General features: G+C 64.0%; 8 protein-coding genes. 5 read left to right on the forward strand and 3 right to left on the reverse strand.

Annotated elements, in window-relative coordinates; genetic code table 11:
• Positions 1–45: 45 nt before the first annotated feature.
• Complete coding sequence (locus tag D6850_RS02850; protein ID WP_121163577.1) at positions 46–1656, forward strand: ABC transporter substrate-binding protein; 1611 nt, start codon at positions 46–48, stop codon at positions 1654–1656.
• A 35-nt stretch (positions 1657–1691) separates the two neighbouring features.
• On the opposite strand, the gene D6850_RS19395 is transcribed toward D6850_RS02850, so the two are convergent.
• A complete protein-coding gene (locus D6850_RS19395) occupies positions 1692–1913 on the reverse strand; it encodes a hypothetical protein (RefSeq protein WP_166433971.1) in 222 nt (73 codons plus the stop codon).
• Between the two features lie 169 nt (positions 1914–2082).
• On the opposite strand from D6850_RS19395, the gene D6850_RS02855 reads away from it, so the two are divergent.
• The 4 genes from D6850_RS02855 (at position 2083) to D6850_RS02870 (ending at position 7607) form a co-directional block, all read left to right on the forward strand.
• Complete coding sequence (locus tag D6850_RS02855) at positions 2083–3693, forward strand: ABC transporter substrate-binding protein (protein ID WP_121163579.1); 1611 nt, start codon at positions 2083–2085, stop codon at positions 3691–3693.
• A gap of 193 nt (positions 3694–3886) precedes the next feature.
• Positions 3887–4843 (forward strand): ABC transporter permease, encoded by a 957-nt coding sequence (locus D6850_RS02860; protein WP_121163581.1) that lies wholly within the window; start codon positions 3887–3889, stop codon positions 4841–4843.
• 13 nt (positions 4844–4856) lie between these two features.
• Entirely contained in the window at positions 4857–5918 is a 1062-nt protein-coding gene (locus D6850_RS02865) for an ABC transporter permease (RefSeq protein WP_121163583.1), read from the forward strand.
• 6 nt (positions 5919–5924) lie between these two features.
• On the forward strand, positions 5925–7607 hold the full coding sequence (locus D6850_RS02870) for an ABC transporter ATP-binding protein (protein WP_121163586.1): 1683 nt from the start codon (positions 5925–5927) through the stop codon (positions 7605–7607).
• A 340-nt stretch (positions 7608–7947) separates the two neighbouring features.
• Here D6850_RS02870 and D6850_RS19820 read toward each other — a convergent pair whose 3' ends face one another.
• Positions 7948–8070, reverse strand: a complete 123-nt coding sequence (locus D6850_RS19820) for a hypothetical protein (protein WP_281272551.1) — start codon at positions 8068–8070, stop codon at positions 7948–7950.
• A gap of 279 nt (positions 8071–8349) precedes the next feature.
• Positions 8350–11679, reverse strand: coding sequence for a carbamoyl-phosphate synthase large subunit (gene carB / locus D6850_RS02875; protein ID WP_121163588.1), 3330 nt, complete (start codon positions 11677–11679; stop codon positions 8350–8352).
• Positions 11680–11742: the final 63 nt, after the last annotated feature.

Here is an 11742-nt window from a genome sequence, read left to right on the forward strand (position 1 = left end):
TGTGACTTCCGGGAAAATATAACCATCAACCAACAGGGGAAAATCATGTCCAACAAGAAGAATCAGATCCTGCTCGATCGCTTGGCCGACGCCGCGCGGACGGGGCGCATTTCACGCCGATCCTTCATGCATTACTCGGCCGCCGCCGGGGTGAGCGCCACCGCCGCCACCGGGCTGTGGACGACGGCCGCGAAGGCGGAGCCGAAGAAGGGCGGCACGTTCCGCTTCGGCATCCATGACGGCAACTCTTCGGACAACCATGATCCCGGCACCTATGTCAGCCGCCAGCAAATCTACCTCGCGCACCAGTATCGCTCCTATCTGACGATGATCAATCCCGATGGCTCGCTCGGCAACGACCTGGCGACCGGTTGGGAGCCGAACGACGACGCCTCGGTCTGGACGTTCGAAATCAACCCCGACGCATCGTTTCACAGCGGCAAACCGGTGACGGCCACGGACGTGCGCGATTCTCTCAACCATCACCGCGGCGAGGAGTCGACATCGGCGGCGAAGGCGCTGCTGACCTCGGTGACGGACATCCGCGCCGACGGCGACCACACCGTCGTGATCGAGCTTGACGGCGGCAACGCCGATATCCCGTGGCTGATGACGGACTACCATTTCGCCATCTGCCCCAGCGACGGCGACGGCGGGATCGACTGGAAGTCCGGCGACGGTTCCGGCCCCTACAAGATCGACGACGCCGAGTGGGGCGTGCAGTTCAAGCTGACGCGCCATGAGGGCTGGCACCTTGAGGGCGCCTATTTCGACAAGCTGGTGATGCTGGTGCTGAACGACCCCAACGCGCGCCAGACCGCGCTGGTCACGGGCGACGTCGACGCGATCTCGCTGGTGGATCTCAAGACCAAGTCGCTGCTTGAGCGCAGCCCGCAGATCCAGATCCTCTCGGTCCCGTCTGCGGCGGCGATCACCATGCCGATGTTCTGCGACACGGCGCCCTTCGATGACGTGAACGTGCGCAACGCGATGAAGCTCTGCATGGACCGCGACGAGGTGATCGAGAAGATCGCCTTCGGCGAGGCGACCAAGGGCAACGATTTCCACCATTCGCCCGCCATGCCCTACTGGCCTGAGGGGATCGAGCAGCGCGAATACGATCCCGACAAGGCCAAGTCGCTGCTCAAGAAGGCGGGCGCCGAAAATATCGAGGTCAACATCCACACCGCCGACTCGGTGTTCTCGGGCGCCGTGGACATGTGCGTGCTTTATTCCGAACAGGCCAGCAAGGCGGGCATCAAGGTGAATGTCGTGCGCGAACCGAATGACGGATACTATTCCGAGGTGTGGCTGAAAAAGCCGTTCACCGCCGTCAGCTGGGGCGCGCGCCCGACGCCGGACGTGATGTACAGCCTCGCCTACAGCGCCGACGCCGCTTGGAATGAGTCGCGCTGGCAGAACGCGGAGTTCAACGAGTTGCTGGTCAAGGCCAAGGCCGAGCTCGACGATGAGCTGCGCGCCGAGATGTATCGCGAGATGGCGCTGCTGGCCCGCAATGATGGCGGCACGATCATTCCGTTCTTCAACAACTTTGTCTACGCGGTGCGCGACAATGTCGGCGTCGGCGAAGACCTCGCCCCGAGCTGGGAGCTTGACGGCGCCCGCGGCCCGAGCCGTTGGTGGTTCACCAGCTGAGGCAGTGCGCCGGCGATCCGCAGCGCCGGCAAAGATCACAGCGCGCGCAACGTCGATACGTTGCGCGCGTCCGGGGGTGCGCTGACGGTCCCGGCCTGGGAAAGTGTCGCAGCGGATGGACATGACGCGACCTTCAGCGCGTCGGCGACGCTGACCTGTCGGGACAGGTGACGAATTTTGCCTTTTCCGCACCGGCCCGGCACCAGGACGAAATCGCCGCACGCGCCTGTTTCACACGGGCGGCGTTGGCGTTTCACGTCGGAATCAGGGGAAGGAAAACAAAAAGGTGGATGCTTGCGGGATTTCGTGTTTTGTTTCCAGAATGTCGGTTTCGTTACAACGATCGGCTCCGTGGATGCCGAAGATACCCCCGACGCCGATGCAAAATGCGCCGGGCTTCCGTAACGATGAAAGCAGGGAGATAAAATGAAACATCCAAAAAATCAGGAAATGATCGACAGGCTGGCGGACGCCGCCCGCACAGGGCGCATCTCGCGCCGGTCGTTCATGCGTCACTCACTGGCTGCGGGCATGACCGTTTCGGCGGCGACCGGCCTCTGGACCGCCAAGGCCCAGGCCGAACCCAAGCGCGGCGGGACGTTCCGCCTTGCGCAGCATGACGGCAACTCCGGCGACAGCCACGATCCCGGCCTCTATGAGTCCAACGCCGAAATCCTGCTCGCGCATACGTTCCGCGCCTTCCTGACGCAGATCATGCCGGACGGCACGTTGGCGGGCGACGTGGCGACCGAATGGTCGGCGTCGGAGGACGCGTCGGAATGGACGTTCAAGCTCAACCCCAAGGCGACCTTCCACTCGGGCGGCAAGGTGACCGCCGAGGATGTCGTCGCGTCGATGAACTTCCATCGCGGGGACGACAGCACCTCGACCGCGAAGGCGCTGATGACGGGGGTGAAGGATATCATCGCCGAGGACGAGCAGACCGTCACGTTCAAGATGGAGTCGGGCAACGCCGACCTGCCGTGGCTGATGACGGACTACCACCTCGTCATCCTGCCCCGCAACGAGGATGGTACGGCGAATTGGCAGTCGGGCGATGGCTGCGGCCCCTACAGGCTCGACACGTGGGAGCCGGGGCGGCTCGCCTCCCTGACCCGTCACGAGGACTGGCACGGGGAGGGCGCGTATTTCGACGCGGTCGAGGTGATTTTCATCAACGATCCCAACGCGCGCCAGACCGCGCTCGTGACCGGCGACGCGGACGCGACCAGTTGGCTCGAGAACAAGACGATGGCGTTGCTGGAGCGTCATCCGGACGTCGACGTGATCAACGTGCCCTCGGCGCAGACGGTCACCATGCCGATGTTCTGCGATCACGAACCGTTCACCGACGTCGACGTGCGCAACGCGCTGAAGCTGTCGATCAAGCGCGAGGAAATGGTTGACACCATCCTCTTCGGCGCCGGCAGCGTCGCCAATGATTTCCACCATTCGCCGGCGATGCCCTACTACCCCGACGATATCGAGCAACGCACCTACGACCCCGACAAGGCCAAGTCGCTCCTGAAGAAGGCCGGCAAGGAAAACCTCTCGGTGACGCTGCACAGCGCCGATTCCATCGCGACCGGCGCGGTAGACGTGGCCATCCTCTATGCCGAGCACGCCAAGGCCGCCGGCATCGACATCAAGGTCCAGCGCGAACCGAACGATGGGTACTGGTCGGACGTATGGCTCAAGAAGCCGTGGTGCATGGTCGCCTGGGGGGCCCGCCCGACGCCGGACGTGATGTACAGCCTCGCGTACAAGTCCGATGCGGCCTGGAACGAGTCGCATTGGCAGAACGAGGAATTCAACAAGCTGCTGGCTCAGGCGAAGTCTGAGCTTGACGACTCGCTGCGCGCCGAGATGTATCGCGACATGGCGATCCTCGCCAAGGACGATGGCGGCACGGTTATCCCGTACTGGATGAACTTCGTCTACGGCAAGCGCAAGAATGTCGGTACGACCGGCGAATACACCAACGCCTGGCAGCTCGACGGTTACCGCGCATGCAGCCGCTGGTGGTTCGAAAGCTGAACGAAACGGACCCGGCGCAGATTACTGCGCCGGGTCAAAACCTTTCCGGCAGGCGCAACGATGCCCGCTGGAACCACAAGCCGCGCCAGGTTCACAGAGACCCGATTTAGGGGCGCGGCATAAAAATCTGTTAGGCTGACCGCGTCACCCCGCCCGGGGCAGGCCGGCGCAGCACCAACAGCAGGAGGGACAAATGGGAGACATACTGGGCCTCGTTGCAAAACGACTCGGTCTCGGATTGGTGATCCTCTTCATCATTTCGATCATCATCTTCTTCATGGTCGAGCTTCTACCCGGCGATATCGCCGAGGCGGTTCTCGGACAGGGGGCGACGGAAGAAAACCTCAAGGCGCTGCGCGAGCAGATGGGCCTGAACGATCCGGCGATCATTCGCTACCTCGGCTGGCTGAAGGGCGCGGTCGTCTTCGATTTCGGAAGGTCGATCGTCACGCAGGAGCCGGTCATCAGCGTGATCGGCGAGCGGTTCGTCAACACCCTCTTCCTCGCCACCTACGCCGCGGTGATCGCGGTGCCGATCGCCATCACCCTCGGGGTGATCGTCGCGCTTCTGCGCAACACGATCTTCGACCGGGTGGTGAACGTGCTGACGCTGACCTCGATCTCCAGCCCCGAATTCTTCCTCGGCTATATCCTGATCCTCTATTTTTCGGTCAAATGGAGCATGTTCCCCGCGATCGCGAGCCTCAGCGACGGGATGAGCTTCTGGGAACTGCTCGAACGGACCTTCCTGCCCGCGCTGACCCTGGTGCTCGTGGTCGTGGCGCACATGATGCGCATGACCCGCGCGGCGATCATCAACCTGCTGGCGTCGCCCTATATCGAAATGGCGCGCCTCAAGGGCACGCCGCCCTGGAAGGTGATCGTGAAACACGCGCTCCCGAACGCCTGGGCGCCGATCATCAACGTGGTGGCGCTGAACCTCGCCTATCTGATCACCGGCGTTGTGCTGGTCGAGGTGGTGTTCGTCTATCCCGGCATCGGGCAGGCGCTGGTCGACGCGGTGTCCAAGCGCGACTTCCCTGTCGTGCAGGCCTGCTGTCTGATCTTCGCCGCGACCTTCATCCTGCTGAACCTTGCGGCGGATGTGGGCGCGATCCTGACCAACCCGCGCCTGCGGCATCCGAAGTAAGGGAGGACCGGACATGACCATATTCGTAATCGGCTACTACGCCCTGCTTCTGGCGGCATCCTGCGCGGCGGCGTATTTCAACAAGCGGGCCGCGTTCATGCTGCTGTTCTCGCTGACGCTGGTGTCCTTCGTCGTCGGCATCATCGGCGGGGCCGGGGCGCTCTACGCGATCGCCGTCGCCGCCGGGATCCTCGCGATGATGGCGATGGTAAGCTACGCGTTCCGCGAATTCCTGATCCTGCTTGCGGGCAAGGAAACCGCCAAGGAGCTGCGCACCGCGCCGCTGACGGCGGCCTTCGGGATGTTCATCATCTTCACCTACGTGATCGCGGGCATCTTCGCGCCCTGGATCGCGCCGCACGGCGAGGCCGAGGTCATCTCCTCGGCCTTCGCGCCGGCGGATGCGAACATGCTGCTGGGCGCGGACCAGCTGGGCCGCGACATGTTCAGCCGGCTGGTCTACGGCACGCGCAACTCCGTGGGCCTGTCGCTCACCGCGACGATCGGGGCGTTCGTCCTCGGCGCCGGGGCGGGGCTTCTGGCCGCGACCAAGGGCGGCTGGTTCGACCAGCTCATGGGGCGGCTCGCGGACGTGATCATGTCGATCCCGTCGCTGATCTTCGCGCTGCTGATGCTGTCGATCTTCGGCCCCTCGATGCCGGTCATCATCGTCGCGGTGGCCATCATCTACGCGCCGCGCGTCTTCCGCCTCACCAGGGCGGTGGCGGGCAACGTCGTGGTGATGGACTACATCGAGGCGGCCAAGCTGCGCGGCGAAGGGACCGGATACCTCATCCGGCGGGAAATCTTGCCCAACTCGACCGCGCCGCTGATCGCGGAGTTCGGGCTCGAGTTCTGCTTCGTCTTCCTGCTGGTGGCGGGGCTGTCGTTCCTCGGCCTCGGTATCCAGCCGCCGACGGCGGACTGGGGGTCGATGGTGCGCGAGAACGCGACGCTGATTTCGTTCGGTGAGATCACGCCCCTGATTCCGGCGGCGGCCATCGCGCTGCTGACCGTCGCGGTCAACTTCGTGGTGGACTGGATGCTTCACCGTTCCTCCGGCCTGAAGGAGTAATCAACAATGTCCCCCAAGAAAGAAGTCCTGCTCAAGATCCGGAACCTGAAAATCCAGGGATATTCGGACGAAACCTGGGTCGACATCATCAAGGGTGTCGACCTCACCCTCCACCGGGGCGAGGTGATGGGCCTGATCGGCGAATCCGGCGCCGGCAAATCCACCATCGGCGCCGCCGCGATGGGCTACGCCCGCGACGGCACGCGCATCACCGAGGACAGCTCAATCGAGTTCGACGGGATCGAGCTGACCACCTCGACCGAATCCGAGCGCCGCGCGCTGCGCGGATCGCGCATCGCCTACGTGGCGCAATCGGCGGCGGCGTCCTTCAACCCGGCGCACAAGATCATCGATCAGCACACCGAGGCGCCGCTGCACTACCGGCTGCGCAAGCGGACCGAGGCGCAGGAAGACGCGATGGACCTCTACGAGCGTCTGCGCCTGCCCAATCCGCATGAGATCGGGTTCCGCTACCCGCACCAGGTCTCGGGCGGGCAGTTGCAGCGGGCGATGACGGCGATGGCGATGTCCTGCCGGCCGGACCTCATCATCTTCGACGAACCGACGACCGCGCTTGACGTGACGACCCAGATCGAGGTTCTGGCGGCGATCCGCGACATCGTCGATCAGTTCAATACCGCCGCGCTCTACATCACGCACGACCTTGCCGTGGTGGCGCAGATGGCCGACACGATCAAGGTGCTGCTCAAGGGTAACGAGGTCGAAGAGGCCCCGACCGAGGAGATGCTGAGTAACCCCAAGGAGGATTACACGAAATCCCTATGGGCGGTGCGCAGCTTCGAGAGCCCGCAGCGCACCCGCGAGGGGCGCGAATGCCTGATCTCGGTCAAGAACGTGGACGCGGCCTATGCGTCCGGCCCCAAGATTCTCGATGACGTGAGTTTCGATATCTACGAGGGCATGACCGTCGCGGTGGTGGGCGAATCCGGGTCCGGCAAATCGACCACGGCACGGGTCATCACCGGCCTGTTGCCGCCCCAGAAGGGCGAGGTGTTGTTCAAGGGCGAACCCTTCCCGCCGGATTACCGCAACCGCAACAAGGAACAGCTGCGCCAGTGCCAGATGATCTACCAGATGGCCGATACCGCGCTCAATCCCAAGGTGCGGATATCCGAGATCATCGGGCGTCCGGCGCAGTTCTATTCCGGCCTCAAGGGGACCGCGCTCAAGGCGCGGGTGGACGAACTGCTCGACCTGATCGAGCTGGAGCCTTCGAAATACTACAACCGCTTTCCGCCGGAGTTGTCCGGCGGGCAGAAGCAGCGCATCGGGATCGCCCGCGCGCTGGCGGCCGAACCCAGCTTCATCGTCTGCGACGAGGTGACCTCGGCGCTCGACCAGTTGGTCGCCGAGGGCATCCTGCGCCTTCTCGACCGGCTCCAGAACGAGCTGAACCTGGCGTATATGTTCATCACCCATGACCTTGCGACGGTGCGTTCCATCGCGGACGAGGTGATCGTCATGCAGCACGGCAAGGTGGTCGAGCAGGGGCCCAAGGACCAGATGTTCAAACCCCCGCACCACCCCTATACCGACCTGCTGCTGAGTTCGGTTCCCGAGATGGACCCGAACTGGCTGACCACGCTGCTCGAAGAGCGGGGCGTGGACAATATCGGCGATGCGGCCGCGGCCAATATCGATCCCGACGACGCCAAGATCGCCCCCTGACCGGGACGGGATGGCGGAAAAAAAAGACGGCGGAGAGGGTATCCTCTCAGCCGTCGTTTCTTTCAAATTATTGGCCTGCTTTCTATATGATGGCGAGCGCCGAAAATATCATCGTGCCGACAATGACCGCATAGACGATCAATACGGCGGGAAAGGTGGCGCTGTGCGCGCGCAGTTCGCGGTTCAGTTGTTCACGCGTCATGGCCGGACTCCATTGCAGGAGGGAAGGGGCGGACCCCGACCGGAGGTGGTAGAGAGTGGCGAATGCGGTTTGCCGTCCGTCAATCGCCAGGTTTGCTGGGTGGTTGGGTTGACGTCGCGACCGGGTCGCGATATCGGATCAGGCCGTGATCGCCATCGCGGACAGAACCAGCGTCCCGATCAGTGCGCCGTAAACGGTGAGCACAGCCGGGAAGGTGGCACTATGCATGCGAAATTCGCGATTCAGTTCATCCCGTGTCATAGGTGCCTCCTTGGTTCGTGTTCGCAGTCCATGGCGCATCACGCGCCTACACCGCAGATAACCAGTTTGGTTTGATTTGCAAGCATCAAATAGGGAAAATGCCTGCGAAATTCGCAATGCTGCTGGTCGATGGGCGCATGCCCGGCGAGAGGGTGTGTAACTGACTGAAACTACGGTCTAAATTCAAATGAACAAGGTGTTGTAGAATAGCCTCGGTCCGGCGGTGTCACCGGGGCTCCAAGGGTCCGCCAGGGCCGTCCGTTTACCGGGCGGCCCGTTTCAGCCCCCGACGCCTTGCAGCGGACGCGGCTCCAGGTCGCCTTCCTTGCGGGCCTGCATCGCGCGCGCGGCGGCATGGGCGGCGGTCGCCGTGGTGAAATAGGGAATGCGGTCATAAAGCGCGACCGAGCGGATGTCGCGGCTGTCTTCCACGGCGCGCGCGCCTTCGGTGGTGTTCATGACCACGGCGATCTCGTTGTTCTTGAGCATGTCCACCACGTTCGGGCGGCCCTCGTAAACCTTGTTCACGATCTCGCACTCGATCCCGTTTTCGGCCAGGAACGCCCCGGTGCCGCGCGTGGCGACGATCGAAAACCCCAGATCGACGAGGATCCGCGCGGTTTCCACAAGCTGCGCGGTTTTGTCGTCGTCCTTGATCGAAAAGAAAACCTTGCCCCCGGTTGGCAGATCGACGCCCGCGCCCATCTGCGCCTTGAGGAAGGCGCGCGCAAACGAGATGTCCCAGCCCATCACCTCCCCGGTCGAGCGCATCTCGGGCCCGAGGATCGTGTCGACGCCGGGGAAACGCGCGAAGGGCATCACCGCCTCCTTCACCGAAAACCACGGCATCCGGTAGTCGGCCAGCGTCATCTGGTCGGCCATCGGCAGCGTGCCGGGCTTGGCGTCAGCGGGGTAGGGGCCGCGATGCGGAAAATCGGCCAGCTTCTCGCCCGCCATCAGGCGCGCGGCGATCGAGGCGATGGCCGAATCCGTGGCCTTGGCGACGAAGGGCACCGTGCGCGAGGCGCGCGGGTTGACCTCGATCAGAAAAATTTCGTCGTCCTTGACGGCGAACTGCACGTTCATCAGCCCGACCACGTTCAGCGCACGGGCGAGCGCGACGGTCTGGCGCTCTATCTCCTCGATCAGCTGCGGGGCCAGAGTATAGGGCGGGATCGAGCAGGCGCTGTCGCCGGAATGCACGCCGGCCTCCTCGATGTGCTGCATGATGCCGGTGACGTGCACGTCCTTGCCGTCGCTGAGCGCGTCCACGTCGCATTCGATCGCGCCCGAGAGGTAACTGTCGAGCAGCACCGGGCTGTCGCCCGAGACGACCACCGCCTCGTCTATGTAGCGTTCCAGATGCGCCATGTCGCGCACGATCTCCATCGCGCGCCCGCCCAGCACGTAGGACGGCCGTATGACCAGCGGAAAGCCGATTTCCCCGGCGATGGCGAAGGCCTGCGCGTCGGTCGACGCGATGCCGTTCTTCGGCTGTTTCAGCCCCAGCTCCTGCACCAGCCGCTGGAACCGCTCACGGTCCTCTGCAAGGTCGATGGCGTCGGGCGAGGTGCCGAGGATCGGGATGCCCGCCGCCTCAAGGTCATTGGCGAGCTTGAGCGGCGTCTGCCCGCCAAATTGAACGATCACGCCATGCAGCGTGCCGTTCTCCTGCTCCACGCGCAGGATCTCCATCACATGCTCGAAGGTCAGCGGCTCGAAATAGAGGCGGTCCGAGGTGTCGTAGTCGGTCGAGACCGTCTCGGGGTTGCAGTTGACCATGATCGTCTCAAAGCCCGCGTCGGTGAGCGCGTAACAGGCGTGCACGCAGCAATAGTCGAATTCGATCCCCTGGCCGATGCGGTTGGGGCCGCCGCCGAGGATCACCACTTTCTTGCGCTCCGTCGGCCGCGCCTCGCATTCGACGTCGCCCATCATCGGGGCCTCGTAGGTGGAATACATGTAGGGCGTCTGCGCCTCGAACTCGGCCGCGCAGGTGTCGATCCGCTTGAAGACGGCGTTGACCCCGGCCTCGCGCCGCGCGGCGCGGATATCGGCCTCGGCCCGGCCGGTAAGCCGCGCGAGGCGCGCGTCGGTAAAGCCCATCATCTTGAGCGCGCGCAGCCCGTCGGCGTCGGTGGGCAGGCCGTGGGCGCGCACCTCTTCCTCGGTCTCCACGATCTCGCGGATGCGGGCGAGGAACCAGGGGTCGTACATGGTCACGCCGTGGATGTCGTCGTCGCTCAGCCCGTGGCGCATCGCCTGCGCGATCACGCGGATGCGGTCCGGCGTCTGCTGGGAGAGCGCCGAGACGATGGCGGCGCGCGCATCCGACGAAAGCGCGCCGCCGGTCTGCTCCGCCATGCCCGGGATCGTGATCTCGTCAAAACCGGTGAGACCCGTTTCCATCGACGCCAGCGCCTTTTGCAGCGATTCGTGGATGGTGCGCCCGATGGCCATCGCCTCGCCCACGGATTTCATCGCCGTGGTCAGGTTCGGCTTTGCGCCCGCGAACTTTTCGAAGGCGAAGCGCGGGATCTTGGTCACGACGTAATCGATGCTGGGCTCAAAGCTCGCCGGCGTGACCTGCGTGATGTCGTTGTCGAGTTCATCAAGCGTGTAGCCCACCGCCAGCTTGGCCGCGATCTTGGCGATCGGGAACCCCGTCGCCTTGGACGCCAGCGCCGAAGAGCGCGACACGCGCGGGTTCATCTCGATCACCACCATGCGGCCGTCGTCGGGGTTGATCGCCCATTGCACGTTCGAGCCACCCGTTTCGACCCCGATCTCGCGCAGCACGGCGATGGAGCCGTTGCGCATCACCTGGTATTCCTTGTCGGTGAGCGTGAGCGCGGGCGCCACGGTGATCGAATCCCCGGTGTGCACGCCCATCGGGTCGACGTTCTCGATCGCGCAGACGATGATCGCGTTGTCGGCCCGGTCGCGCACGACCTCCATCTCGAATTCCTTCCAGCCCAGAAGCGACTCGTCGATCAGGATCTGGTTCACCGGCGAGGCGTCGAGCCCGCTCTTGCAGTAATGCTCGTAATCGTCGCGGTTGTAGGCCACGCCGCCCCCCGTGCCGCCAAGGGTAAAGGCGGGGCGGATGATCGCGGGCAGGCCCACATGCTCGAGCGCATTCATGCACTCATCCATGTTGTTGGCGATGGTCGCCTTCGGGTTCTCGATCCCGAGCCGGTCCATCGCCTCGCGAAAGAGCTTGCGGTCCTCGGCCATTTCGATGGCGGCGCGGTTGGCGCCGATGAGCTCCACGCCGAATTTCTCCAGCACGCCCATGTCGGCCACCGCCAGCGCGGTATTGAGCCCGGTCTGCCCGCCCATCGTCGGCAGCAATGCGTCAGGGCGCTCCTTCTCGATGATGCGCGCGACGATCTCGGGGGTGATCGGCTCGATATAGGTGGCGTCGGCCAGCCCCGGGTCGGTCATGATCGTCGCCGGGTTCGAGTTGACGAGGATCACGCGATATCCCTCCTCGCGCAGCGCTTTGCACGCCTGCGCGCCGGAATAGTCGAATTCGCAGGCCTGCCCGATGATGATCGGCCCCGCCCCGATGATCATGATGGAGGAAATGTCTTCTCGCTTGGGCATGTCGGATCCTCGGGTTCTTGCGGGCGGCAAATTGCTGGCGGTTATATCCCTGACGCGCCCCGG

Origin of the sequence: Roseovarius spongiae (genome assembly GCF_003651245.1) — a bacterium.
GTDB lineage: Bacteria > Pseudomonadota > Alphaproteobacteria > Rhodobacterales > Rhodobacteraceae > Roseovarius > Roseovarius spongiae.

What these genes read in the sequence shown, in the direction of transcription:
- D6850_RS02850 (WP_121163577.1), top strand. Translation starts at nt 46, where the DNA reads ATGTCCAACAAGAAGAATCAGATCCTGCTCGATCGCTTGGCCGACGCC.
- D6850_RS02855 (WP_121163579.1), top strand. Translation starts at nt 2,083, where the DNA reads ATGAAACATCCAAAAAATCAGGAAATGATCGACAGGCTGGCGGACGCC.
- D6850_RS02860 (WP_121163581.1), top strand. Translation starts at nt 3,887, where the DNA reads ATGGGAGACATACTGGGCCTCGTTGCAAAACGACTCGGTCTCGGATTG.
- D6850_RS02865 (WP_121163583.1), top strand. Translation starts at nt 4,857, where the DNA reads ATGACCATATTCGTAATCGGCTACTACGCCCTGCTTCTGGCGGCATCC.
- D6850_RS02870 (WP_121163586.1), top strand. Translation starts at nt 5,925, where the DNA reads ATGTCCCCCAAGAAAGAAGTCCTGCTCAAGATCCGGAACCTGAAAATC.
- D6850_RS19820 (WP_281272551.1), bottom strand. Translation starts at nt 8,070, where the DNA reads ATGACACGGGATGAACTGAATCGCGAATTTCGCATGCATAGTGCCACC.
- carB (WP_121163588.1), bottom strand. Translation starts at nt 11,679, where the DNA reads ATGCCCAAGCGAGAAGACATTTCCTCCATCATGATCATCGGGGCGGGG.